This is a genomic window from Bradyrhizobium sp. B120, from assembly GCF_049075665.1.
Taxonomy (GTDB): domain Bacteria; phylum Pseudomonadota; class Alphaproteobacteria; order Rhizobiales; family Xanthobacteraceae; genus Bradyrhizobium.
The window spans coordinates 1,141,981-1,167,345 of sequence record NZ_CP185242.1 but is presented as its reverse complement, the minus strand read 5'-3'; the positions used below and the strand labels follow the sequence as shown (position 1 = coordinate 1,167,345).

The window sequence follows — 25,365 nt, the reverse complement described above, 5'->3', positions numbered from 1 at the left end:
AATATGCGACCGCGCCGCACAAAACGCAAGAACTTTCGAAACATTTCTTCTGTAATGTTGGTAAGTCTGGCGAAACTGCAACACGGCCAGAGATACGAATTAAGATGTTTGATATCAACATCTTACGCGAGAAAACGAGATCAGACGGCGTTCAGCGCATAGCTTGTATACCAGAACTCGCAACTTCGTGATCCGCCCCGAAGCCAGGGAGACTTTCGAATCGAAGCCAAATCGAAAGTCCGGAACCGGGTCATCAGGCTGGGATAACACTCCGTTAATCGTGCGCGCCGCCTGGGATTAAGCTAGGCAAGAGCACATCCGGTATCTATCGCGTCGTTTGCGCATTTCAGGGACATGCCGTGACGGTCATCGACTTTACCGCCTTCATCGGCCGCCTCGCGACCGCATCCGGCGAAACCATCCTGCCCTTCTTCCGAACCTCGCTCTCGGTCGACAACAAGAGCTCGAACGATTTCGATCCGGTCACCGAGGCGGACCGGGCCGCCGAAGCCGTGATGCGGCGGCTGATCAAGGCGAACTTCCCCCAGCACGGCATCGTCGGCGAGGAGTTCGGCAATGAGCGCCAGGACGCCGACTATGTCTGGGTGCTCGATCCGATCGACGGCACGAAGTCGTTCATCGCCGGCTTTCCGATCTGGGGCACGCTGATCGCGCTGCTGCATAAAGGTACGCCGGTATTCGGCATGATGCACCAGCCCTATATCGGCGAGCGCTTCTCCGGCGACAACGGCTCGGCGAATTACGCGGGGCCGTCGGGCGCGCGACGGCTCTCGGTGCGGCGCTGCGCCTCGCTGAAGGAGGCGACCGTCTTCACCACCAGCCCGCTGCTGATGAATCCGGATGACCGCGCCCGCTTCGGCCGCGTCGAGCATGCGGCGCGCTTGTCGCGCTACGGCGGCGACTGCTACTCCTATTGCATGCTCGCGGCCGGCCATCTCGACCTGGTGGTCGAGACCGAGCTGAAACCCTACGACATTGCCGGCCTGATCCCGATCGTCACCGGCGCCGGCGGCGTCGTCACCACCTGGGACGGCAAGCCGGCGCAAGGCGGCGGCCGCATCATCGCAGCCGGTGACCCGCGCGTGCACGAAGCCGCGATGAAGCTGCTCAACGCCTGATCTTTTCTCCGCCTGATTTCTTGAGTTGCCGGGCGATTGATCTGCGCCCATCCTGACGGCAACGAGAAAAGTCAGGGATGGGCGACATGACGATGTGCGGCAGGCTGCTGGCAGCCCTTCTCCTGCTTTTCGCGCCCGTCACCGCTAGCGCCCAGCAGTTCCCGGCCAAGCCGATCCGGCTGATCGTGCCGTTCCCGCCCGGCGGGCCGAACGACATCATTGCGCGGGTGATCGGGCAGAAGATCTCGGAACTGGTGAAGCAGCCGATCATCGTCGACAACCGCGCCGGCCAGGGCGGCGTGCTCGGCACCGATGCGGTCGCGAAGGCCGCATCCGACGGTTACACGGTTGCGATCGCGAGCGCCGGCGCGCTGGCGATCAGCCCGAGCATGGAGAAGGTCGTCTACGACACGCTGACGGACCTTGCGCCAATCACGCTGGTCGCGACCGTGCCGGAGATGCTGGTGGTCGCCACCGACGTGCCGGCAAAGAACATGAGCGAACTGGTCGCGCTCGCCAAGGCACAGCCGGGCAAGCTCAACTTCGCCTCCTCAGGCCCCGGCAGCCTGCCGCATCTGGCCTGCGAAATGTTCAAGCTGACGGCGAAGATCGACATCGTGCACGTGCCCTATCGCGGGGCGGCGCCGGCGGTGAACGATCTGTTGGGTCAGCAGGTGCAGATGACCTTCCTCGACCTGCCGGTGATCCTGCCGCAGATCAAGGCGGGCACGCTGCGGCCAATCGCGCTCGGCGGCCGCGAGCGCGCCCCAACCGCGCCCGACGTGCCGACCACGACAGAGGCCGGCATGCCCGACCTGATCATCGAGAACTGGTACGGCATGGTCGCGCCCGCCGGAACACCGCCGGCGATCGTCAACAGGCTGAACCAGATCGCCACCGAAGCGATGGCCGATCCGACGGTCAAAGCAAAACTCGCCGAGCAGGGCCTGACGCTGGTCGGCGACACGCCGGAGCATTTCCGCGACTTCATCGCCGCCGACATCAAGAGATGGGCGAAGGTGATCAAGGACGCCGGCGTGGTGACGACGAAGTAGAGCAAGCCGTCAGCGCTGCGCTTCGGCCCGCAGATATTCCACCAGCTGCTTGGCCGCGCGCGGCAGAGCCTTGAAGCTGCGCGCGCAGATCGTCAGCCGGCGGTTGGCCCAGGCGTCGCGGATCCTGATCGTCGTGATCGGCATCGCTGCCGCGCAGCGCCGCGCCGCGGTTTCCGGGATCACCGCGATGCCGACATCGGCGGCGACCATCTGGCAGATGGCGTCGAAGCCGCGCAGGCGGGCGCGGAAGCGCAGCCGCGCACCAAGTTTTGCCGCGTGCCGCGAAATATGGACCTGCAGCGCGGACGTTGCCGTGAGGCCGACGAAATCGCGGCCGACCACCTCCTGGAAATCGATCTGGCGGCGGCCGCCGAGATCGCTGCGCCGCGATGCCACCAGCATCAAGCGGTCCTCGCTGAACAGGAAGCGTTCGACGCTGTCGGGCAGCGCGTGTTCGGCGGCGAAGCCGAGATCGGCGGCGCCGCTGGCGATCGCGGTCGCGATATCGGTGCTCTCGCGCTCCTCGACGTCGACGCTGATATCGGGATGTTCGTGCAGGAATGCCGCCAGCGCCCGCGGCAGATGCTCCGACAGACCCGAGGTGTTGGCGAGCAGCAGTACGTTGGCGCGGACGCCGCTGGCATAGGCGGCGAGATCGCTCTGCAAGGCCTCGACATTATGCATCACGATCCGCGCATGACCGAGCAGGCTCTCGCCCGCCGCCGTCAATTCGACGCCGCGACGGCCGCGCTTGAGCAGCGCGACGCCGAGCGCCTCCTCGAGGCCCTTGATCCGCTCGCTGGCCGAGGCTAGCGCAAGGTTTGCGCGCGCGGCGCCCTGGGTGATGCTGCGTGCATCCGAAACCGCGATGAACAATTGCAAGTCGATCAGGTCGAACCGCATGACGTTTCCCGCCCCGCCCTTCGGACCGTCCGAAGGCTAACTCCGTAACCTCCAGATTGTGCCGATCGGCTCGATCGGTCAATGTGCAGTCATGGTCGACCATCTCCTGATCTTCATCGCTTTCGCCTTCCTGCTCGCCGGCTTCGTCAAAGGGACGCTCGGCCTCGGGCTGCCGACGGTCGCGATGGGACTGCTCGCAACCACGATGGCGCCGGGTCAGGCGATTGCGATCGTGATCGTGCCGGCGATCGTCACCAATATCTGGCAGACCTTCGTCGGCCCCTATCTGCGCGACATCCTCAAGCGGCTGTGGCCGCTGATGCTCGGCACCGTCGTCGGAATCTGGATCAATGCCGGGCTATTGACCGGGCCGTACGCAGCCTACGGCACCGTCGTGCTCGGCGCGCTGCTGGTGATCTACGCGATCGTCGGCCTGAGCAGATTCAACTTCAAGGTCGCGCGGCGTCACGAGAAATGGGTCGGCGGCATCGTCGGGGTCATCACCGGGCTGATCTCGGCGGCAACCGGCGTCCAGGTCATTCCCTCGATGCCGTTCATGCAGGCGATCGGCATGGACAAGGACGAGCTGGTGCAGGCGCTCGGCGTCTTCTTCACCACCGCGACGGTGGCACTCGCCTTCAACCTCACGGCCTCGGGCCTGCTGACCGCGGCCACCGCGCTACCTGGCGCGGTGGCGATGGTGGCATCGTTCACCGGCATGTTCATCGGCCAGGCGGTCCGCACACGGATGCAGCCGGACGTCTTCCGCCGCTGGTTCCTGATCTCGATGATCCTGCTCGGCATCTATCTGGCCGGCAGCGCGCTGCTCAAGATCCACGGCTGAGAAACCTAGCGCGCCTCCAGCATCGCGACGCGGACCCCGAGATAGATAAAGAGCGCGCCGAGCGAACGGTTGATCCAGGCGATCACGCCGGTCGATTGCCGGATGCGGCCGGCAGCCCGCGCCGCAAACGCTGCGAGGCCAAGGCACCACAGCGTGCCGCCGGTGATGAAGATCAGCCCGAGCACCAGGAAGGCGAGCGTCTTGTGGGCTGAGTCCGCTGCCACGAATTGCGGCAGGAATGCCAGGAAGAACAGCGCCACCTTGGGGTTGAGGATGTTGGTCAGAGCGCCCTGCCAGAACACGCGCGAGATCGAGGTCTCGCCACCCTGCCCGGCGATGTCGGCGATCGGCTTGGCGCGCGACAGCAGCATCTGCAGGCCGGTAAGCACCAGATAGGCCGCGCCGATCAGCTTGACGGCCAGGAACGCGGTCGACGAGGCCATCAGCAGCGCCGACAGCCCGATCGCCGCGCCCAGCACGTGAACCAGGCAGCCGCAGCTGATACCGATCGCCGCAGCGGCTCCGCCGCGCCATCCGTGCTGAATCGTGCGCCCTATGATATAAGCGGTATCCGGCCCCGGCGTGATGTTGAGCAGCAGCCCGGACAGGACAAACAGCCAAAGCTCGTGAATTCCCAGCATCTCGGCCACATTATCCTATGTAAGTAACGAACCCGAAAGGACGGTCAGCCAACCTGCGCCATCGCAGCGACACACGAATTCAGTAGAGAAGCGGACTGTACGATCCGTTGGTCGCATGCCAATTCCTGCTACTATGCATTATAGGTGCCCGTAAACCGAGCTTCCGCCGGACCCGGCCTGTCTTGTAAGTATCGGATTCGGTCACCTCGGCTAAGTGGCCAATTCCAGGGCACAGGAGACATGGAAAGACGGCTCGCTGCCATTCTTTGCGCTGATATCGCCGGCTATTCCCGCATGATGGGTGTCGACGAGGCGGGGACGCACGCCTCGTTCAAGGCGCATCGCAGCGCGATCTACCCGATCATCCTCAACCATGGCGGCCGAATCGTCAAAAACACCGGCGACGGCTTCCTGCTGGAATTTCCGAGCATCATCGGCGCGATCGAGGCTGCCGTCGCGATGCAGACCCTGATGGCCGAGCGCAATGAACATCTGCCGGCCGACCGCGCCATGCACTTCCGGATGGGCGTCCATATGGGCGACGTCATGGCCGACGAGGACGAGGTGTTCGGCGACGACGTCAACATCGCGGTCCGTCTCGAGACCGTCGCCGTGCCCGGCGGCATCGCGGTGTCGGACAAGGCCCGCACCGAGTCAGGGCGGCGGCTTGCCGTCAGCCTGGTCGATGCCGGCCCGCATCGCTTCAAGAACATCACCGAGCCGGTCCATGTCTGGACTTGGGCGCCGGCCGGCTCCGACAAGCAGGAGCAGGTTCCGGACGACGGTCCGCATCTGCCGGGGCAATACCGGACCGCGATCGTCGGCGTGCTGCCGTTCGACAATCTGAGCGGCGGCGCCGACGAATATTTCTCCGACGGCCTGACCGAGGATCTGATCCACGCGCTGTCGCTGCAATCCTTCTACCGCGTGCTGAGCCGCAACTCGACCTTTGCCTACAAGGGCAAGAACGTCTCGACTCGCCTGATCGCGCGCGAGATCGACGCGACGTATCTGATCCAGGGCTCGGTGCGCCGCGCCGGCAACAAGATCCGCGTCTCCGCCGAGTTGATCGCGCCCGAGAAGGGCGAGCAGCTGTGGACCGGCCGCTACGACCGCGACATGGGCGACCTGTTCGCGATGCAGGACGAGATCACCGCCAACCTTTCCGCTGCGGTGGCCCAGGAGATCTACCGCGCCGAGGCCTCGGCACCGGCGCGCTCGCCGAACGCCGAACTGACCGCGTGGGACCGCTTCCTGAAGGGCCTGTCGCACTACTATCACCAGACCAAGGATGACTGCGAAACCGCGATCGCGCTGTTCAAGGAGGCGATCGAGCTCGACCCCGCGCTGTCGATCGCGCGCGCCTATCTCGCGCTGATCCAGATCCAGAGTATCCAGTTCGGCTGGATTCCGAGCACGCGCGAATTGTGGGCCTCGTCGGTCAGCCTGGCCGAGAGCAGCGTCCGGCTCGACCCGCGCTCCTCGTTCGCATTTTCGCTGCTGGCCTATCTGCATGCGATGCAGGGCCACTACGAAGCCGCGATGGACGCCATCAAGCGGGCGATCGAGCTCAATCCGTACGACATGGGCGCCCGCGGCGTGCTCGGCATCTGCCACATGGTGATCGGCGATCATCGCAAGGCGGTCGATCTGTTCTCGACGGCGGTCCAGCGCGGCAACAGCGACCCGCGCTACCAATGGGGCGCTTTGAACGCGTTCAGCCATTACCTGCTCGGACAATACGACGCATCGCTGTCATGGTCGCGCGAAACGCTCTATCTCAACCCGAACCACCTGCAGGGTCTTGCGGTGCGCGCCGCGGCACTCGCCCAGCTCGGCCGCGCCGACGAAGCCGCGCAGGCCGCCGAAGCGCTGCTCGCCAACCATCCCGACCTGACGGTCGAACGTCACTTGCGCAATTTCCACTGGAAGAACCCGGCCGACATCGCGCTCTATCGCGATGGCCTCTTGAAAGCCGGCCTCCCCTTCGGCAAACTCGCTCTGGTTGCATCCAACTCGAAATTCGCCGCTGATTCCTGAGCGAATTCATCCACCGGTAACGGATGCTTTTTAAGCTGAAGCTTTTCAGGATGTGGTTTGATGTCCGATACGGCTGCAAGTGCGGCACCCGCTCCGCAGGTTTCCCCTGACAATCCGTGCCCGTTCCTGCGTGCGCTGGTCGCCGGCGACTATGTCGGCGGCCATATCGTGCCGCTGCCGAAGCTGACTGAGACCATCGACCGCGCCACCGGCAAGACCGGCCTTCCGGCACTCAGCGCCGGCGCCAAGATCTTCATGGTCGCGCAGATGGCCAACGGCATCGGCCCCTTCAGCCAGATTCGCAGCCTGCTGCAGGGCGCGATCCTCGACGAATTGCGCAACGGCCCGCTCGACAAGCACGGCGCCGGCTCGCGCATCCTCGACCAGCATGCCGTCGTGCATGAGGACGAGATCGCGCGGCTCGCGACCTTCGGCACGGACCACAAGGCGCCCGACGGCAGCGTCGAATGCGGGCTGTCGGCCTCCGAGATCAAGAATTTCATGGCGGCGAACTTCCAGCGCGCCAAGGACGAGCATCCTCCGTCCTACGCGATCCTGCACTGCTACTATCCGCTTCTGATGCTTGGCGAGTGGCCGGTGCTGCTCGACATCATGGGCAAGGGCGAAGGCAAGGACCGCTATCTCAGCGTCGCCGAGGTCAGGACCTTGTTCGTGGAAAAGCGCTTTCCCGACCGGATCGTCGCGCTGCTCAACGGCTGAGCCGCGCGCTCCACACCAATAGATGGTTCACTTGAACAGCGGCGTGCCCGGCACGAAGGCGTCGAACGCCGCCCAGAATTGCGCGCGGTAGCGATCCTGCTCCTGCAGGATCTCGTGCTTGGAGCCGGCGATCACGAGATGCGAGCCGGCGCGCAAATGATAGGCGAACTCCTCGATCGCGGCCGTCGACACCACCTCGTCATTGCTCGCCGCCAGCATCAGGATCGGCTGGCGGATCTCGGACGGATACGACATGCCGCGGAAGGTGCGCATCGCGGTGAACGCGGTGTCGGCCCAGGCGACCGTCGGCGCCGCGATACCGAGCGTCGGGTCTTCTTCCAGGATCGCGGCGTTGCGGGCATGGCGCACCGGATCGCTGGTCACGGGATTGCCGATGAAGGGCGCAAGCCCGACGAGTTCGCTGCTGCCGCCCGGGACGTAATTGCCGCCCTGCCCGGTCAGCCGCATGATCCTGAGCAGCGCGCTCGGAAAGAACGAGACGCGGCGGCGCGGCAGGTCGATCATCGGCGCCGACAGCACCATGCGGTCGAACCAGCGCTTGCCGGCATGCGCGACCCGCAGCATCACCGCGCCGCCCATCGAATGCGCCAGCGCGAAATAGGGCGGCGGGCAATCCGGCAGCACCACCTGCTGCACGAAAGCCTCGACATCGACCTCGTAGTCGGCGAAGTCGCGCACGTAACCCTTGCGCGGATCGCGCAGCCGCCGCGACGAGTGGCCCTGCCCGCGCCAGTCGATCATCGCCACCGCAAAGCCGCGGTCGCGCAGATCGCGCACGGTCTCGAAATATTTCTCGATCATCTCGCCGCGTCCGCCGAACACGCAGACCGTGCCCTTGCGGCCGGGCGGCGGCGCCCAACGCGCGAAGCGCAGCTCAGCCCCGTCGGGAGTCTTGATGGTGCCACTGACAACGTCGTCCGGAACCGGGTTGGCGGGGATCGAGACGAGCGTCATGCAGGAGACCGGAGTGGAGGGACAGGGTGGAGATCAAGGACGCCGGCGCCGAAAAAAGCGACGCGGTTTCCGCCTCTTGAACGCGACATGACCCCTCCCATATCACCTCAGTGCAGGCCGCTACCAGTGTTTCGGAACCGGAACATCAGGCTGCACACATCTAAGCCCGGCCCGATGGCGGGCGGGTAACTGAAACAGTCGCTCATTGGAGGACTACCCTATGCGTAGCTACGACCTCACTCCGTTCTATCGTTCCACCGTCGGCTTCGACCGCCTCTTCAGCCTGCTCGATCAGGTGACTTCGGACGGCAGCCCCGGCTATCCCCCCTACAACATCGAGCGCACCGGCGAGAATGCGTACCGGATCAGCGTTGCGGTCTCCGGCTTCTCGCAGGCCGAGCTTTCGATCGTCGCGAAAGAGAACACGCTGACGATCAAGGGCGAGAAATCCGCCAACGAGAACTCCGGCAACAGCGCCGAAGTGCTCTATCGCGGCATCGCCTCCCGCGCCTTCGAGCGCGTCTTCCAGCTTGCCGACTTCGTGCAGGTGAAGAACGCTTCGCTCGAGAACGGCCTGCTCCACGTCGATCTCGTCCGCGAGATTCCCGAGGCCAAGAAGCCCCGCAGCATTCCGATCGGCGGCGGCGACAAGGCCCCGCAGGTGTTTGACGCCTCGGTCGGCAAGGTCGCGGCCTAAGCGACACGTCCCGCGTCAGCAGATATTGGCTGAACGCGAAAACGCCCCGGGAAACCGGGGCGTTTTTTTGTTGGCGCGGGCCGTAGCCCGGATGGAGCGAAGCGCAATCCGGGGACGTTCCCCGCGGCGAGACTGTCCCGGATTTCGCTGCGCTCCATCCGGGCTACGCAGCGACCTCTGTCATTCCAGCCCCTGCACCTTCGGCATCGCCTGGGTCGGCAGGATCGCGGGCGCTGGCGGCGGTGGAGCGGCCTGACCGACGGTCGGAGCTTCGGCTTGCTGGACGGCCTGCGGCGCGGCCGCCTGGGCTTCGGCCGGCTTCGGTGCGGCCGCGGCCTGCTCGGCAGGCGCGGGCGCAGCTGCCGGGCTCGGCGGAGTGGTCGGGGCGACGGCGGCCTGAGCCGCCGGCTCGGGAGCCTGGGCCGCCGCCGGGGCAGAAGCCGGTGCCGGACCGGGCGCTGGACCTGGCGCTGTCCTGGCCGCGAGCGGGCTCCGCTTCGGCACGGGCACGCGGCTGGCGACATGCGGGATCGGGAGCGGCGGCCGCGGCACCCTCGCCTGGATCGCCCGCGGCATCGGGCCGACCGGGCCGTAGGTCGCGCTCATCTCCTCCTCGAAGTTGTCGCCGAGCCGATAGGCCGGGGTGAAGCGGACGATGTGCCCGTCGCGGGCGTCGATCACCAGCCGGCCGTCGTCGCCGCCCTGGTCGATCACAGAGATCGTGTAGACGAAGCCGCGCTGCTGCGGCGCGCCGAGCGGCAGATAGCCGTTCTCGCGCAGCACCGTGTAGACCTCGACCGGCGGCAGCAGGCTCGGGACGCGGCCGAAGCGCGGCGGCGGCGGAACCTCGGGCATGGCGGCGTAGGGCCCGCCCATGTCGGATACCCTGACGAAAGAGGGGCTGCCAATCCGGACGGACGTCACCAGCTGCGCCTGGGCCGAGGCTGCGCTGAGCGCGAGGGCGGCGGCTGCAACCGAACCTGTGAACAACTTCATCGCCGTAACTCCTGTCTGGCCCGCCTCTGGGAGCTTCCCGCTCTCTTGCCGGCTTGCCGGGTAAAATTTCGGTTTGAATTCCGGCGGTCCTTGGTCCCTCCTTGGGCCAGATCACGGCGTGTTTGCTTCGAATCAGGGGCGCGGCGGGCCCGCCGAGCTGTCCGATCCAAGCATGCGGGCGAGGACTTCCTCGCGCTTGTGTGATAGACAAAAATTTGGCAAGGTCGAGGTTAGGACAGCAAAGCTGTCTCAATTTCGGGGCCATTCCGGCATAGGGATTGCAACGAAAACTCGGCGCCCCGGGCTCCGAGAATGCTGCAGGCAGGGCCGTCTCCTAGGAGACGTTGAAACGCCCGTCGCCTGAATTTAGGAAAATGCGGCTCGCGGCGGACGAGCGGTGGCCCGGTGGGTGCCGCAACGTCCAAGGTGCGCCAAATACGGTGAGGCCCCTTACGAAAGGGAGAGGACACATGAGCGGGTCGGAATTCGAGCGCGAAACCATCGTGGCAGGCATGCTGTCGGCGACCGCGGACTCGAAAGCCGCCGATGCCGCGCATGATGCGTCCTATGGACCGCACACCCCCGAGCTTCACACCTGGCGCCCGCAGGCCGAAGGCCTGTACGACCTGAGCCTGGAAAAGGACTCCTGCGGCGTCGGCTTCATCGCCAACATCAAGGGCCAGAAGTCGCATCAGATCGTCTCCGACGCGCTGAGCATCCTGTGCAACCTCGAGCATCGTGGCGCCGTCGGCGCCGATCCGCGCGCCGGTGACGGCGCCGGCATCCTGGTGCAGATCCCGCACGCCTTCTTCGCGCGCAAGACCTCCGAGCTCGGCTTCAAGCTGCCGAAGCCCGGCGAATACGCCATCGGCGCGCTGTTCATGCCGCGCGATGCCGCGTGGCGGAACGTGATCAAGAGCATCATCGCCGAAGAGATCAAGAACGAGGGCTTCAAGCTGCTCGGCTGGCGCGACGTGCCCAGTGACAATTCCTCGCTCGGCGTCACGGTGAAGCCGACCGAGCCCTATCACATGCAGGTCTTCATCGGCCGCAACAATGCGGTCAAGACCGAGGACGATTTCGAGCGCCGGCTCTACATCCTGCGCAAGTCGATCTCGCAGGCGATCTATCAGCGCCGCGACCGCGGCATGGCGGGCTACTATCCGTGCTCGCTGTCGTGCCGCACCGTGATCTACAAGGGCATGTTCCTCGCCGACCAGCTCGGCAAGTACTATCCCGACCTGCACGAAGCGGATTTCGACAGCGCGCTGGCGCTGGTGCATCAGCGCTTCTCGACCAACACCTTCCCGACCTGGTCGCTGGCGCATCCCTACCGGATGATCGCCCATAACGGCGAGATCAACACGCTGCGCGGCAACGTCAACTGGATGGCGGCGCGGCAGGCTTCCGTGCATTCGGAGCTCTACGGCAAGGACATCAGCCGTCTGTGGCCGATCTCCTATGAAGGCCAGAGCGACACCGCCTGCTTCGACAACGCGCTCGAATTCCTGGTGCAGGGCGGTTACTCGCTGCCGCACGCCGTGATGATGATGATTCCGGAAGCGTGGGCCGGCAATCCCCTGATGGATGAGCAGCGCCGCGCCTTCTACGAATATCATGCCGCGCTGATGGAGCCGTGGGACGGCCCGGCCGCGATCGCCTTCACCGACGGCCGCAAGATCGGCGCGACGCTCGACCGCAACGGCCTGCGCCCGGCGCGCTACCTCGTCACCAAGGACGACCGCATCGTGATGGCGTCCGAAATGGGCGTGCTGAAGATTCCGGAGGACCAGATCGTCACCAAGTGGCGGCTGCAGCCCGGCAAGATGCTGCTCGTCGACCTCGAGCAGGGCCGCCTGATTCCCGACGACGAGATCAAGGCCGACCTCGCCAAGAGCCATCCCTACAATGACTGGCTGCACCGCACCCAGATCCAGCTCGAGGAGCTGCCGGATGCGCCGGCCAAGGGCGTGCGCTCCAACCTGCCGCTGCTCGATCGCCAGCAGGCGTTCGGCTACAGCCAGGAAGACATCACGATCCTGATGACGCCGATGGCGGCCACCGGTGAGGAAGCAGCCGGCTCGATGGGCAACGACACGCCGATCTCGGCGCTGTCGGACAAGCCGAAGCAGCTGTTCACCTACTTCAAGCAGAACTTCGCCCAGGTCACGAACCCGCCGATCGACCCGATCCGCGAAGAGATCGTGATGAGCCTCGTCTCGATCATCGGGCCGCGGCCGAACCTGTTCGACCTGCAGGGCGTCGCCTCGACCCAGCGCCTCGAAGTGCGGCAGCCGATCCTGACCGATGCCGATCTCGAGAAGATCCGCTCGATCTCCGACGTTCCCGAGACCCACTTCAAGTCGCGCACGCTCGACACCACCTTCCACGCCGGCTTCGGCGCGGCGGGCATGGAGCAGGTGCTCGACGAGCTCTGCGCGCGCGCCGAGGGCGCGGTGCGCGAGGGCATCAACATCATCATCCTGTCGGACCGCATGACCGGCACCGACCGGATTCCGATCCCGTCGCTTTTGGCCTGCGCCGCCGTGCATCATCATCTGATCCGCACCGGCCTGCGCACCTCGGTCGGCCTCGTCGTGGAATCCGGTGAGCCGCGCGAAGTGCATCACTTCGCCTGCCTCGCCGGCTACGGCGCCGAAGCGATCAACCCCTATCTCGCGTTCGAGACCATCCTCGCGATGAAGGACCGGCTGCCCGGCGCGCTCGACGACTACGAGATCGTCAAGCGCTACATCAAGTCGATCGGCAAGGGCCTGCTCAAGGTGATGTCCAAGATGGGCATCTCGACCTACCAGTCCTATTGCGGCGCGCAGATCTTCGACGCGGTCGGCCTCAAGGCGGACTTCGTCGCCAAGTATTTCGCCGGCACCCACACAAGGATCGAGGGCGTCGGCCTCGGCGAGATCGCCGAGGAGACCGTGCGGCGCCACACCGATGCGTTCGGTGACGGCCAGATCTACAAGAGCGCGCTCGATGTCGGCGGCGAATATGCCTACCGCACCCGCGGCGAAGACCATGCCTGGACCGCGGAATCGGTCTCGACCTTGCAGCATGCCGTGCGCGGCAACTCGCTGGAGCGCTACCGGGCGTTCGCCAAGATCCTCAACGAGCAGTCCGAGCGTCTACTGACGCTGCGCGGCCTGTTCCGGATCAGGAGCGCCGAGGACGACAAGCGCAAGCCGATCAAGCTCGAGGACGTCGAGCCGGCCAAGGACATCGTCAAGCGCTTCTCGACCGGCGCGATGTCGTTCGGCTCGATCTCGCGCGAGGCGCACACCACGCTCGCGATCGCGATGAACCGGATCGGCGGCAAGTCGAACACCGGCGAAGGCGGCGAGGAATCCGACCGCTTCAAGCCGCTGCCCAACGGCGACTCGATGCGCTCGGCGATCAAGCAGGTCGCCTCCGGCCGGTTCGGCGTGACGACGGAATATCTCGTCAACTCCGACATGATGCAGATCAAGATGGCGCAGGGTGCCAAGCCCGGCGAAGGCGGCCAGTTGCCCGGCCACAAGGTCGACGCGACGATCGCGCGCGTGCGGCATTCGACGCCGGGCGTCGGCCTGATCTCGCCGCCGCCGCACCACGACATCTACTCGATCGAAGACCTCGCCCAGCTGATCTACGACCTCAAGAACGTCAATCCCGACGGCCAGGTCTCGGTCAAGCTGGTGTCGGAAGTCGGCGTCGGCACGGTTGCCGCCGGTGTCGCCAAGGCGCGCGCCGACCATGTCACCATCGCGGGCTTCGAGGGCGGCACCGGTGCCTCGCCCTTGACCTCGATCAAGCATGCCGGCTCGCCATGGGAGATCGGCCTTGCCGAAACCCATCAGACGCTGGTGCGCCAGCGGCTGCGCAGCCGTATCGCGGTCCAGGTCGACGGCGGTTTCCGCACCGGCCGTGACGTCGTGATCGGCGCGCTGCTCGGTGCCGACGAGTTCGGCTTCGCCACTGCGCCCCTGATCGCGGCGGGCTGCATCATGATGCGCAAGTGCCACCTCAACACCTGCCCGGTCGGGGTTGCGACCCAGGATCCGGTGCTGCGCAAGCGCTTCACCGGCCAGCCCGAGCACGTCATCAACTACTTCTTCTTCGTCGCCGAGGAAGTGCGCGAGATCATGGCGCAGCTCGGCTACAAGACGTTCGACGAGATGGTCGGCCAGGTCCAGATGCTGGACCAGACCGCGCTGGTCTCGCACTGGAAGGCCAAGGGCCTCGACTTCTCCAAGCTGTTCGTGCGGCAGAAGGAGGAGAAGGGCCGGACGATCTATCACTCGGAGAGCCAGAACCACCATCTGAACGCCGTGCTCGACCGCCGGCTGATCGAGCAGGCACAGGCCGCGCTCGATCGAGGTGCGCCGGTCAAGATCGAGGAAGAGATCAACAACACCGACCGTTCCGCCGGCGCGATGCTGTCGGGCGCGGTGGCCAAGATCTACGGCCATGCCGGCCTGCCGCTCGACACCATCCATGTCGGCCTGAAGGGCACGGCGGGACAGGCGTTCGGCGCCTGGCTCGCCAAGGGCGTCACCTTCGAGCTCGAGGGTGAAGGCAACGACTATGTCGGCAAGGGCCTCTCGGGCGGCTGCATCATCGTCAAGCCGCCGAAGAACTCCGGCATCGTGCCGGAGGAATCGATCATCGTCGGCAACACCGTGATGTATGGCGCGATCGCGGGCGAGTGCTACTTCCGCGGCATCGCCGGCGAGCGCTTCGCGGTGCGCAACTCAGGCGCGGTCGCGGTCGTCGAAGGCGCCGGCGATCATTGCTGCGAATACATGACCGGCGGCATCGTGGTGGTGCTCGGCAAGACCGGACGCAACTTCGCGGCCGGCATGTCGGGCGGCATCGCCTATGTGCTGGACGAGAGCGGCGACTTCAACAAGCTCTGCAATCTTTCGATGGTCGAGCTCGAGCCGGTGCTGTCGGAGGAGATGATCAACGCCGACACCTACCACCACTCCGGCGATCTCGAGGCGCATGGCCGGGTCGACGTGTTCCAGAACCTGCTCGACTCCGACGTGGAGCGGCTGCACGTCCTGATTACGCGTCACGCCAAGCTGACCGGCTCGAAGAAGGCGGCCGAGATCCTCGCCGACTGGAAGGGCTGGCTGCCGAAATTCCGCAAGGTGATGCCGGTGGAGTACCGCCGCGCGCTGAAGGAAATGAAGGCCAACGCCGACGCCGAGCCGAAGATCGCGATCGGCGCGTAGTATCACCGGGCGTCATTCCGGGGCGCGCCATTGGCGCGAGCCCGGAATCTCGCCAGACCACTTCGAGACCTCCGGGTCTGTGCCTCGCGGCGCAGCCCGGAATGACGGACAACTGAGATGCAGGGGCATCGGGTTTCAATGGGTAAGATCACAGGTTTTCTCGAGATCGAGCGGCATGACCGCAAGTACGAGCCGGTCGCCGATCGGCTCAAGAACTTCAACGAGTTCGTCATTCCGCTGAGCGAGAAGGACACGCGCGACCAGGCCGCGCGCTGCATGAATTGCGGCATCCCCTATTGCCACGGCACCGGCTCGACCGCGCCGGGTACGCCGGGCTGCCCGGTCAACAACCAGATCCCCGATTTCAACGACCTCGTCTATCAGGGCAACTGGGAAGAGGCCTCGCGCAACCTGCACTCGACCAACAATTTCCCCGAGTTCACCGGCCGGATCTGCCCGGCGCCGTGCGAGGCGTCCTGCACGCTCAACATCGACGACAACCCGGTCACCATCAAGACCATCGAATGCGCGATCGTCGACCGCGCCTGGGACAATGGCTGGCTCAAGCCGGAGATCGCTGCGCAGAAGACCGGCAAGAAGGTCGCCGTGATCGGCTCGGGCCCCGCCGGCATGGCCGCCGCGCAGCAGCTCGCGCGCGCCGGCCACGAGGTGCATGTCTACGAGAAGTTCGCCAAGGCCGGCGGCCTGCTGCGCTATGGCATTCCCGACTTCAAAATGGAGAAGGACATCATCGACCGCCGCGTGGCGCAGATGGAAGCCGAGGGCGTCACCTTCCACTACGGCAACGCCGTGGGTGGCTCGACGCCAGGTGCGATCGACCCGCAGGAGCTCGCCAAGCAGTATGACGCCGTGGCGTTGACCGGCGGCGCGGAAGCCCCGCGCGACCTGCCGATCCCGGGCCGCGACCTCGCCGGCATCCACTTCGCGATGGACTTCCTGCCGCAGCAGAACCGCCGCGTCTCCGGCGAGCCGCTGAACGGCACAGCCGACATCCTCGCCGGCGGCAAGCATGTCGTCGTGATCGGCGGCGGCGACACCGGTTCGGACTGCATCGGCACCTCGTTCCGGCAAGGCGCCAAGTCCGTGACCCAGCTCGAGATCATGCCGGCGCCGCCCGAGCACGAGAACAAGGGCGTGACCTGGCCGAACTGGCCGCTGAAGATGCGGACCTCGTCGAGCCAGGCCGAAGGCGCGGTGCGCGAATACGCCGTGCTGACCACGAAGTTCGAAGGCGTCGACGGCAGAGTGACAAAACTGCATTGCGTCAAGGTCGACGACAAGTTCAAGCCGCTGCCCGGCACCGAGTTCACGCTCGACGCCGAGCTGGTGCTGCTGGCAATGGGCTTCGTGCATCCGGTGCACGAGGGCCTGCTCAAGACGCTGGGCATCGAGCTCGACCAGCGCGGCAATGTCCGCGCCTCCCTGCAGGACTACCAGACCTCGCGCGCGAAAATCTTCTCCGCCGGCGACATGCGCCGCGGCCAGTCGCTCGTGGTCTGGGCGATCCGAGAAGGCCGCCAGTGCGCGCGCTCGATCGACAGCTTCCTGATGGGCAAGACCGACCTGCCGGGGTAAGCGCTCCGGCCGTCACGCCGGACCACAGCCACACACTGAACCGTCATCGCCCGCGAAAGCGGGCGATCCTGTATTCCAGAGACGTCTGCTGGATATGCCATTTGCATTCCTAATCGAGATCATTGGTTGAATTAATTTCACCATGCCCGTCCCACCTGTCAGGATCGCCGCGCATGGCGAGGAATTGGGACGATGCTGGCAGGACCGCGGCCGGAATGGCTGACCTTCGATTGCTACGGGACGCTGATCCAATGGGACGAAGGCCTGGCTGCTGCGGTTCGCAGCATCCTTTCCCGCAGCGGAGGAGCAGTCGATCCGAATGAGCTCATCGCGATCCACGACCGCCATGAGCATCGGCTGGAGCAGCAGCGCCCGCATATGTCTTTCAAGGACGTCAGTGCCGAAGCGTTGCGCCTGACGATGGCGGAGCTGGCGCTGCCCTTCGAAGCGAGTCACGCGGAGATTTTGACATCGTCGATCAGCGCGATGCCTCCTTTCCCAGAGGTGGTCGAGACGCTGGGCCGCCTCAAGGCAGCGGGCTTGAAGCTTGCAATCATCTCCAACACCGATGATGCGATCATCGCCGGCAACGTCGCGCAACTCGGCGGCCATATCGATCGCGTCATCACCGCCGAGCAGGCCGAAGCCTACAAGCCGTCCGTGCGTATCTTCCAACACGCCTGGAACGCCATCGGTGTCGGCAAGGACAGGCTCCTGCATATCTGCGCCAGCCCGCATCTCGACCTCGCGGCAGCTCGCGAACTCGGCTTTCGGACCATCTGGATCGATCGTGGCACGGGGCGGCAGCCCTTGCCGGACTATGTGCCGAACGCAACGGCCGGCGCGCTCGATAAGGTGCCCGAGCTGCTGCGCGCTGCCGGCTGGATGTGACACTGCACCGGGAGCGAAATCAGCTAGTTCTGCACCCGCACGCCCAGCATCACGACCGTCGACGACGAGCTCTGTCCGGCCAGGTTCGAATCCAGCCAGTCGCGGCGCACCGTGCCCTTGATCCAGAGGCTGCGGGTCATCTTGTAGATCAGGTCGGCCGACACCGAGTAGATGGTGTCGTTGCGGTTGTCGCCCTTGTACTCCAGCGTACCGTAGGTGAACTTGCCGATCGCAGTGAGCCAGCGGCGGAAGTCGTGGTCGACCTCGACGGTGTAGGTGCGCGACAGCACGCCGGAGGTGCCGGGCAGCGTGGTCTCGCCGAGCTGGGTGTCGGAATAGAATTTCGCTGTGGTCAGCGGCGTCGCGGTCCAGGTCAGCGAGGCCGTAGTCAGCAAGCCCTCGAGCCGGTTGAGCCGCGTGTCGGTGTAATCGCGCATCGCGTAGCCGATCGAGATCTCGCCGAACAACAGCCGCGTGAACTCGAACGAGGTGCCGGCCTTGGCATAGCCGCCGGATGAATCGCGCGCAAAACCGGCGCGGTCGAGATGGAGATCGTGGACGCGGCTGTCGCCCTGCACCTCGATGAAGGGCTTCACCGCCGGATTGAGCTCATAGCTGACGCGGCCGATGCCGCCATATTGCGAGAAGTTGCGGTCGTCGTTCGACGACGAGGTGCCGTCGGTCAACTTCGACCATTGGTAGTCGGTGCGGTCGACGGTGGCGCCGAGCGAGACCTGCATGCGGTTGAAATGCTGGTCGATGCCGAAGGTGCCGCCGACCGTAGAGTAGAGCGGATATTTGGCGAGGCCGGCCTGCACGTTCGGGCTGCCGGGATTGTCAGTCGAAACCAGCAAGCGGGCCTGCGCCGTGAGATGCGTATCCCTCGACACATCGAGACGGCCGTCGATATGGCCGGTGAAGCTCGGACGGTCGACGTCGAGCGGCGCCGACAGCGGCGTGCCGTCAATCTGCGCGAGCTGGGAGCCGTAGCCGGTGAACGAGCCGCGCAGATCGGCAACGACGGCGTGGCGCTCCCAGTCCGACATCGCGACGAATTCCGGCGCGACCATGTAGAACGCCTTGCCCTGCGGCGAATTCAAGCGACCCGGGTTGGTGTCGTAGCCCGCCATCACCTCGACCGCGGTCTTGACCATGAACGAGCCGGCGTAGTCGCCGACCGCACCGAACGGATCGTCGTCGATCTTGAGCCGCCTGCGCGGCGGCTGGCCGACGATGGTGCCGGCCATCGCAGGCGGCACCGGCGGCTTGCTGGCGGTCTCCGACGGCGGGATCGACAGTCGCAACTGCCCGGCCGCCGTCAACGGCTGTGGCGTCGGCACCGGCGAGCCGGGTCCCGGCGGCGGCTTCGGCTTGGCCTGGCCTGGATAATATTTCGGCTTCAGGCGCTTCCGGTTGAGCGAGTCATAGCCTGACGTCGCGGCGCCGTTGGCGGCGGGAAGACCGTAGGTCGGGACCTGTCCGACGCGGTCGGTGGTTGATGTCGACGACGACGAGGCACGCCGGGCAGGATCGGCGTCGGGCAGCCTCAAGCCGTTGAGCGGATCCGTGGCATCGGCCGTGGTCCGGCGCAGCGGCGAATCCTGGGTGATCACCTGGCTCTGCCGGTTCGGGCTGAACAGATCCGGCGTCACGGTCTGGGCGTTGGCGAGCCCGGTCGTCGCGGTCAGCGCTGGAGTCAGCAAAAGGCATGGCAAAACCACGCGAACGAAGCATCCGCGCCGATTTGGGCCGCTTGCTGGCCGCCGCCACACGATGGAAATACTCCAACGAATTCATGCACTTGACGTACGCATCCCGCCGGGCGGCGAAAAACGTCGTTAATGGAGTTAAAACAATTATGGTTAATGAGCCGTTGAGGATCCGCCGCCGCGCGTCGCATCGCGGAATCGAACGTGCTAAGGGAGACGCCCGGGTGCAAAACCCTCCCCTGGAATCCGAAATGGCCAAACCGAAACCGCCGATGACCAAATCATCCGGCCCCGATGACGGCGCCGTTCAGTCGGCACTCCGCACCCTCGATGCCGAAGCAAGCGGCGTCGCTGCGCTCTCTGCGGCGCTCAAGTCCGACCTCGGCGCGGCGTTCACGGCGGCGGCCGAACTGATCCGCAAGGCCAAGGGACGGCTGATCGTCACCGGGCTCGGCAAGTCGGGCCATATCGGCCGCAAGATCGCCGCAACCTTCGCCTCGACCGGCACGCCGGCGTTCTTCGTGCACACGGCCGAAGCCAGCCACGGCGATCTCGGCATGATCACGGCCGATGATGCGATCCTGGCGCTGTCATGGTCCGGCGAGCAGCCGGAGATGCGCAATCTGATCGCCTATGCCGCGCGCTTCGGCATCCCGCTGATCGCGATGACCGCCGACAAGGACTCGACGCTGAGCAAGGCGGCCGACGTGCAGCTGACGCTGCCGAAGGCGCGCGAGGCCTGCCCGCACAATCTGGCGCCGACGACGTCCTCGCTGATGATGCTGGCGCTCGGCGATGCGCTGGCGATCGCGCTGCTCGAAGGCCGCGGCTTCACCTCGACCGATTTCAGCGTGCTGCATCCGGGCGGCAAGCTCGGCGCGCTGCTGAAATTTGCCCGCGACCTGATGCACAGCGGCGAGGCGCTGCCGCTGAAGCCGCTCGGCACCAAGATGTCGGACGCGCTGGTCGAGATGACCTCGAAGGGCTTTGGCTGCGTCGGCATCGTCGACCGCCACGGCCATCTCGTCGGCATCGTTACCGACGGCGATCTGCGCCGGCAGCTGACGCGCCCCGACCTTTTGACGCTGTCGGTCGACGAGGTCATGACCAAGACCCCGAAGACGATCAGCCGCGACACGCTGGCCGGCGAGGCGCTGGAACTGCTCAACGCCTCGAAGATCACGACGTTGATCGTGACCGATGCGAAGAAGCCGGTCGGCATCATCCATCTGCACGATCTGCTGCGCGCCGGCGTGGCGTAATTGTCATTCCCCGATGCGCAATTGCGCATCTGAGGGCGACGCGAAGCGGCGAGCCCCGGAATGACGACTACCTTGGAAACCGCGCCGCGGTTTCCTCCAGCGGCAGGGCCAGCGCGTTGGCGAGGTAGGAGACGGTGCGGTAGAAGCCGCACAGCAGGATGATCTCCAGGATCTGATCCTCATCATAATGCGACGACAGCGCGGCGAATTCCGCGTCGCTCAGCGTCGCGCGCGCATGCAGCGCATCGACCGCGGCGATCATCGCCTGTTCGGCCGGCGACCAGCAGTCGGCGTCGGCCGCACCGCGCACGGTGGCGTGGACCTGCTGCTCCGACAGCTCGGCGGCGGCGCCGAACGCGGTGACATGCACGCCCCATTCATATTCGCAGGCATTGAGCGCGCAGGTGCGGTCGATCACGATCTCGCGCGCCCGCAAGGGCAGCGGCCCGCGGTCGAGCAGGCTGCCGCCGCGAAACTTCTCCCAGGCGCGCGGGTGCCCCGCCATCGTGCGGAACAGCACCAGCGGCGGCTTGCCGCGCATGATGCGGTCGAAATGCTGTTGAACGTCCGCTGCGTAAGGCGGATCGATCGGCGCGATGCGTGACATAGGCTGATCTCTTTGCTACATTTACTGTAGCGAAACGCTACAATATCTGTAGCGAGAGACGCAAGAGAGATTTGCGCAAGCGAGATTCGAGAGGGACTAGCGACATGGCAAAGCAGGCTCCGACCGCAAAACCCGGCGTCCGCGGCTCGCGGACCGGCCGCCCGATCATGGCGCTGCTCGATCTGCTCGGGCGGCGCTGGACCTTGCGCATCTTCTGGGAGCTGCGCGAGGGCGCGCTGACCTCGCGCGCGCTGCGCACCGCCTGCGACGAGGCCTCGCCGACGATCCTGCAGACGCGGTTGACCGAGCTGCGCGAGGCAGGCTTCGTCGAGTTGACGGACGATGGTTACGGCCTCACCGCGCTCGGCCGCGAGCTGTTTGCGACCTTCACGCCGCTCAGTCGCTTCGCCGAGCGCTGGAGCAAGCGCTAGTTCTCTCCCTCTCCCCGTTCTTACGGGGAGAGGGTTGGGGTGAGGGGCTCCCTCCGCGAGCGAGCCGATAGTTGAGACCTGTACCCCCTCACCCGCCGCGCAAGAGCGCGTCGACCTCTCCCCGCAAGCGGGGAGAGGTGACAAACAAGAGCGTCACCCGACAAAGCTAGACCGCCGCCACCGTCAGGCTGGCGCCATCGGCGCGGACCACCTTCACCCGGCTGCCGGCCGGCGCATCGGGGCCGGCGACGCGCCAGACCGTGTCGTCGATCCGCACCGTGCCCGCCCCATCGACGATCGGCTTCTCCAGCGTGAATTCGCGGCCGACCAGGGCTTCGTTGCGGCGGTTGAGGAATGGATTGGTCCTGCTCGCCTCGGTCGCACCCCTGGCAAAATGCCGCCACGCCGGCACCGCGAGCGCGGCGAACACCGCGAACATCAGGAGCTGCGTCTGCCAGGACGGCGTGAAGACGAACGACAGCAGCCCGACCAGCAGCGCCGCGAGCCCGAGCCAGAACAGGAAGACGCCGGGCGCTGCGAGCTCCAGCGCCATCAGGATGAAGCCGAAGATCAGCCAGTTCCAGGTACCCAGTGTCGAAAACATCTCGGCCATGACGTGACCTCTCAACGGTCTGAAGCCCCTCTCCCCTTGTGGGAGAGGGGTTGGGGTGAGGGGTGACAGTCTCTCCGCGGAGAGAGACCCCTCACCCGGATTGCATCTAGCGATGCAACCCGACCTCTCCCACAAGGGGAGAGGTGAACGGAGTGCGCCGAGGCAATCATTGTCACGCCCTCTACCGCTGCGGCGGCACCGGCGGTGGCGGCGTTGGACCTGCCGGCGGCACCGAGCCGCGCCGCGCGGCAGCCGCGGCCGATGCGGCACTCTCGCCGAAGGTGGCCTTGGCGATCTCGCCAATGCCGGCGAGCGAGCCGAGGATGCTGGTCGCCTCGATCGGCAGCATCAGTACTTTCTGGTTCGGCGAATCAGCCAATTGCCCGAACGCCTTGATGTACTTGTCGGCGATGAAGTAGTTCAGCGCGGCGACGTCGCCCTTGGCGATGGCATCGCTGACCATCTGGGTGGCTCTCGCCTCGGCTTCGGCGGAGCGCTCGCGCGCCTCGGCGTCGCGGAACGCAGCCTCCTTGCGGCCTTCGGCCTGCAGGATCTGGCCCTGCTTGGCGCCCTCGGCGCGCAGGATCTCGGACTGCCGCTGGCCTTCGGCCTGCAAAATGTCGGCGCGCTTGACGCGCTCGGCCTTCATCTGCCGGCCCATCGCCTCGACGAGGTCGGCTGGCGGCACGATGTCCTTGATCTCGATGCGGTTGACCTTGAGGCCCCACGGCGACACCGCCGCGTCGACCACCCGCAGCAGCCGCTCGTTGATCTCGTCGCGATGCGACAGCACCTGGTCGAGGTCCATCGAGCCCATCACCGAGCGGATGTTGGTCATGGTCAGCACGATGATGGCCTGGTTGAGATTGGCGACCTCGTAGCTCGCCTTCGCGGCATCGAACACCTGGAAGAACGCGACGCCGTCCACCGTCACGGTGGCGTTGTCCTTGGTGATCACCTCCTGCTCGGGGATGTTGATCACCTGCTCCATCATGTTCATCTTGCGCCCGATGCGATCGAAATACGGCACGATCAGATTGAGGCCGGGCGACAGCGTGCGGGTGTATTTGCCGAACCGCTCGATGGTCCAGTCATAACCCTGCGGGACGGTCTTGATCCCGGCGAACAGCGTGACGATGACGAGAAGAACAAGCGCGATCGCGAAAATGTCGAAGCCAGTCATAAAGTCCTCCAAGGCACCGCGAGACCCGCGAGACCGTCGCCAGGCACGGTCGTGCATTGGTCGGCAGGACCGCTCCGCCGGTTCAGCCGGCTGTTGTTCTCTCTAGCACATAGGAAGCGGCTGTCGGACTGCCAGATGCACGCAAGCTGAACGCGGATGCAGCAAGGCTGAACGAACCGCGGTGTCCGGCGTCACGGATCGTTAACAATCAGATCCAGCCTGCTTGGATCAAGCCTTGCTAGATCCAGCCCTGAAGCTCGCGCAACACGAGCTGGCGGATCACGTCCATGCCGCCATCGCTGTCGTTGAGGCAGGGGATGGCCGCGAACTGCTCGCCGCCATTGTGCCGGAAGATCTCGGCATTCTCCTGCGCGATCTCCTCCAGCGTCTCCAGGCAATCGGCGGAGAAGCCGGGCGTCACCACGGCAATTCGCCGCACGCCGTCCTTGGCCAGCTTCTCGACCGTCTTGTCGGTATAGGGCTGCAGCCACTCGGCATTGCCGAAGCGCGACTGGAAGGTAAGGATCAGCCTGTTGGCATCGAGCCCGAGCCGCTTGCGCAGCGCGTCGGTCGTGGCAATGCACTGCGCCTGATAGGGATCGCCCTTGTCGACATATGCCTTCGGCATGCCGTGGAACGATGCGAGGATGATCTCGGGCTGGAACGGCAGCGTCGCGAGATGGTCATTGATCGAGACCGCGAGCGCCTCGATGTAGTCAGGGTCGTCGTAGTAAGGCGGCGTTACCCGCAGGATCGGCTGCGCGCGCATGCCGGCCAGCACGCGAAACGCTTCGTCGCAGACCGTCGCAGACGTCGCAGCGGAATATTGCGGATAGAGCGGCACCACCAGCAGCCGGCCGCAGCCCTGCGCCGCCAGCGCCTCGATGCGTTCCTTGATCGAGGGATTGCCGTAGCGCATCGCCCAGTCGACCACGACGTGGTCGTGATCGGCAATCGCCTCCGCGAGCTTTTCGGCCTGTGAGCGCGTGATGGTCTTCAGCGGCGACTCGTTCTTCTCGGTGTTCCAGATCTTCAGATAGTCGCGCGCCTTGCGGGCCGGGCGGACGCGCAAGATGATGCCGTTGAGGATCAGCTTCCACAGCAGGCCCTGGTTCTCGATCACCCGCGGATCGGACAGGAATTCCCTTAGATAGACCCGCACGCCCGCGGCATCCGCCGTATCCGGCGTGCCGAGATTGACCAGGAGCACGCCGACGCGTTCTGGCTTCGGCGCCGCGGTAGGCTTCGCGCTCTCGAAGGGGATCACCGTGCTCATGATGGCGTTGCGCCTAAAGTCCTTCGCTTGGGGGCTTTGGGCTTCGCGCGTTGCTCCAACCTTGTCAAGCCGAGTGCCGGTTGGCTACGTTCCTCTCCGTGAATCGGGAGGAACCATGACGATCGCCGAATGGTGCGTCTTCGGGACGCTGCTGCTCTCGCTGCTGACGATCGTATCGGTGAAATGGGCCGGCATCCGCGGTTTTGACAATTCGAAACCGCGCGATCCGGATTTCTACGACGACCCGATCCGCTCGCGCGCACTCGGCGCCCACCAGAACGGCATCGAGGCCTTCCCGTTCTTCGCCTTCGCCGTGCTGCTCGCCGAATTCCGCGTCGGCCCGCTGCGGCTGATCGACGAACTCGCGGTGCTGTTCCTGATCGTGCGGATCGCCTACGTCTTCACCTATATCGGCAACCGTCCGACGCTGCGCTCAATCCTCTGGAGCATCGGCTTTGCGATCAACATCGCGATCTTCTTCCTGCCGGCGATCAGGGGGTATCTGACGAGTTGAGTGCGCTCACCCTCCCCTGGAGGGGGAGGGTCGGATCGA

Annotated in this window: 21 protein-coding genes; 12 read left to right on the top strand and 9 right to left on the bottom strand. The window is 65.5% G+C overall.

From position 1 onward, the window contains the following. The first annotated feature begins 359 nt into the window (after positions 1-359). Together hisN and ACOIX3_RS05565 are read left to right on the top strand one after the other, a co-directional pair. Positions 360-1,139, top strand: a complete 780-nt coding sequence (hisN, locus tag ACOIX3_RS05570; RefSeq protein WP_420968790.1) for a histidinol-phosphatase — start codon at positions 360-362, stop codon at positions 1,137-1,139. Between the two features lie 77 nt (positions 1,140-1,216). Continuing rightward, a complete protein-coding gene (locus ACOIX3_RS05565; protein ID WP_420968789.1) occupies positions 1,217-2,194 on the top strand; it encodes a Bug family tripartite tricarboxylate transporter substrate binding protein in 978 nt (325 codons plus the stop codon). 9 nt (positions 2,195-2,203) lie between these two features. Here ACOIX3_RS05565 and ACOIX3_RS05560 read toward each other — a convergent pair whose 3' ends face one another. After that, a complete protein-coding gene (locus tag ACOIX3_RS05560) occupies positions 2,204-3,097 on the bottom strand; it encodes a LysR family transcriptional regulator (RefSeq protein WP_176529113.1) in 894 nt (297 codons plus the stop codon). Between the two features lie 91 nt (positions 3,098-3,188). Between ACOIX3_RS05560 and ACOIX3_RS05555 the strand changes: the two genes are divergently transcribed. Beyond that, the gene (locus ACOIX3_RS05555) at positions 3,189-3,941 is read left to right on the top strand and encodes a sulfite exporter TauE/SafE family protein (RefSeq protein WP_420968788.1); all 753 of its coding nucleotides are present in this window, start codon (positions 3,189-3,191) and stop codon (positions 3,939-3,941) included. A 5-nt stretch (positions 3,942-3,946) separates the two neighbouring features. Here the strand turns inward: ACOIX3_RS05555 and ACOIX3_RS05550 are convergent, their stop codons facing one another. Continuing rightward, positions 3,947-4,582, bottom strand: a complete 636-nt coding sequence (locus ACOIX3_RS05550; protein WP_420968787.1) for a LysE family translocator — start codon at positions 4,580-4,582, stop codon at positions 3,947-3,949. A 240-nt stretch (positions 4,583-4,822) separates the two neighbouring features. Here ACOIX3_RS05550 and ACOIX3_RS05545 point away from each other — a divergent pair, with 240 nt between their 5' ends. Both ACOIX3_RS05545 and ACOIX3_RS05540 read left to right on the top strand, forming a co-directional pair. Further along, positions 4,823-6,622 carry an adenylate/guanylate cyclase domain-containing protein gene (locus tag ACOIX3_RS05545; RefSeq protein WP_420968786.1) on the top strand — a complete coding sequence of 600 codons (1,800 nt, stop codon included), beginning with the start codon at positions 4,823-4,825 and terminating at the stop codon, positions 6,620-6,622. A gap of 60 nt (positions 6,623-6,682) precedes the next feature. Next, positions 6,683-7,342: a hypothetical protein gene (locus ACOIX3_RS05540; protein ID WP_420968785.1), complete on the top strand. Its 660-nt coding sequence runs from the start codon at positions 6,683-6,685 to the stop codon at positions 7,340-7,342. 27 nt (positions 7,343-7,369) lie between these two features. Here the strand turns inward: ACOIX3_RS05540 and ACOIX3_RS05535 are convergent, their stop codons facing one another. Then, positions 7,370-8,317 (bottom strand): alpha/beta hydrolase, encoded by a 948-nt coding sequence (locus tag ACOIX3_RS05535; RefSeq protein WP_420968784.1) that lies wholly within the window; start codon positions 8,315-8,317, stop codon positions 7,370-7,372. 220 nt (positions 8,318-8,537) lie between these two features. Between ACOIX3_RS05535 and ACOIX3_RS05530 the strand changes: the two genes are divergently transcribed. Further along, positions 8,538-9,014 (top strand): Hsp20 family protein, encoded by a 477-nt coding sequence (locus ACOIX3_RS05530; protein WP_420968782.1) that lies wholly within the window; start codon positions 8,538-8,540, stop codon positions 9,012-9,014. A gap of 180 nt (positions 9,015-9,194) precedes the next feature. On the opposite strand, the gene ACOIX3_RS05525 is transcribed toward ACOIX3_RS05530, so the two are convergent. Continuing rightward, entirely contained in the window at positions 9,195-10,010 is an 816-nt protein-coding gene (locus ACOIX3_RS05525) for a hypothetical protein (protein ID WP_420968781.1), read from the bottom strand. 470 nt (positions 10,011-10,480) lie between these two features. On the opposite strand from ACOIX3_RS05525, the gene gltB reads away from it, so the two are divergent. The 3 genes from gltB to ACOIX3_RS05510 all read left to right on the top strand — a co-directional run bounded on the left by gltB (position 10,481) and on the right by ACOIX3_RS05510 (position 17,731). Beyond that, positions 10,481-15,244 carry a glutamate synthase large subunit gene (gltB, locus tag ACOIX3_RS05520; protein WP_420968779.1) on the top strand — a complete coding sequence of 1,588 codons (4,764 nt, stop codon included), beginning with the start codon at positions 10,481-10,483 and terminating at the stop codon, positions 15,242-15,244. Positions 15,245-15,382: 138 nt separating this feature from the next. Beyond that, positions 15,383-16,840 (top strand): glutamate synthase subunit beta, encoded by a 1,458-nt coding sequence (locus ACOIX3_RS05515; protein WP_420968777.1) that lies wholly within the window; start codon positions 15,383-15,385, stop codon positions 16,838-16,840. Between the two features lie 192 nt (positions 16,841-17,032). After that, positions 17,033-17,731: a haloacid dehalogenase type II gene (locus tag ACOIX3_RS05510; RefSeq protein ID WP_420968775.1), complete on the top strand. Its 699-nt coding sequence runs from the start codon at positions 17,033-17,035 to the stop codon at positions 17,729-17,731. Between the two features lie 23 nt (positions 17,732-17,754). On the opposite strand, the gene ACOIX3_RS05505 is transcribed toward ACOIX3_RS05510, so the two are convergent. Then, positions 17,755-19,452, bottom strand: a complete 1,698-nt coding sequence (locus ACOIX3_RS05505) for an outer membrane beta-barrel protein (protein WP_420968774.1) — start codon at positions 19,450-19,452, stop codon at positions 17,755-17,757. A 239-nt stretch (positions 19,453-19,691) separates the two neighbouring features. Here ACOIX3_RS05505 and ACOIX3_RS05500 point away from each other — a divergent pair, with 239 nt between their 5' ends. After that, the gene (locus ACOIX3_RS05500; protein WP_420968773.1) at positions 19,692-20,702 is read left to right on the top strand and encodes a KpsF/GutQ family sugar-phosphate isomerase; all 1,011 of its coding nucleotides are present in this window, start codon (positions 19,692-19,694) and stop codon (positions 20,700-20,702) included. Positions 20,703-20,769: 67 nt separating this feature from the next. Here ACOIX3_RS05500 and ACOIX3_RS05495 read toward each other — a convergent pair whose 3' ends face one another. Continuing rightward, positions 20,770-21,309, bottom strand: coding sequence for a carboxymuconolactone decarboxylase family protein (locus ACOIX3_RS05495; protein WP_420968772.1), 540 nt, complete (start codon positions 21,307-21,309; stop codon positions 20,770-20,772). Between the two features lie 104 nt (positions 21,310-21,413). Between ACOIX3_RS05495 and ACOIX3_RS05490 the strand changes: the two genes are divergently transcribed. Continuing rightward, the gene (locus ACOIX3_RS05490; protein ID WP_420968771.1) at positions 21,414-21,740 is read left to right on the top strand and encodes a winged helix-turn-helix transcriptional regulator; all 327 of its coding nucleotides are present in this window, start codon (positions 21,414-21,416) and stop codon (positions 21,738-21,740) included. 166 nt (positions 21,741-21,906) lie between these two features. On the opposite strand, the gene ACOIX3_RS05485 is transcribed toward ACOIX3_RS05490, so the two are convergent. The 3 genes from ACOIX3_RS05485 to hemH all read right to left on the bottom strand — a co-directional run bounded on the left by ACOIX3_RS05485 (position 21,907) and on the right by hemH (position 24,812). After that, complete coding sequence (locus tag ACOIX3_RS05485; RefSeq protein WP_420968770.1) at positions 21,907-22,353, bottom strand: NfeD family protein; 447 nt, start codon at positions 22,351-22,353, stop codon at positions 21,907-21,909. 181 nt (positions 22,354-22,534) lie between these two features. Continuing rightward, positions 22,535-23,536 carry an SPFH domain-containing protein gene (locus ACOIX3_RS05480; RefSeq protein ID WP_420968769.1) on the bottom strand — a complete coding sequence of 334 codons (1,002 nt, stop codon included), beginning with the start codon at positions 23,534-23,536 and terminating at the stop codon, positions 22,535-22,537. 238 nt (positions 23,537-23,774) lie between these two features. Beyond that, positions 23,775-24,812 carry a ferrochelatase gene (hemH, locus tag ACOIX3_RS05475; RefSeq protein ID WP_420968768.1) on the bottom strand — a complete coding sequence of 346 codons (1,038 nt, stop codon included), beginning with the start codon at positions 24,810-24,812 and terminating at the stop codon, positions 23,775-23,777. 115 nt (positions 24,813-24,927) lie between these two features. Here hemH and ACOIX3_RS05470 point away from each other — a divergent pair, with 115 nt between their 5' ends. Then, complete coding sequence (locus ACOIX3_RS05470) at positions 24,928-25,326, top strand: MAPEG family protein (protein WP_229170916.1); 399 nt, start codon at positions 24,928-24,930, stop codon at positions 25,324-25,326. Positions 25,327-25,365: the final 39 nt, after the last annotated feature.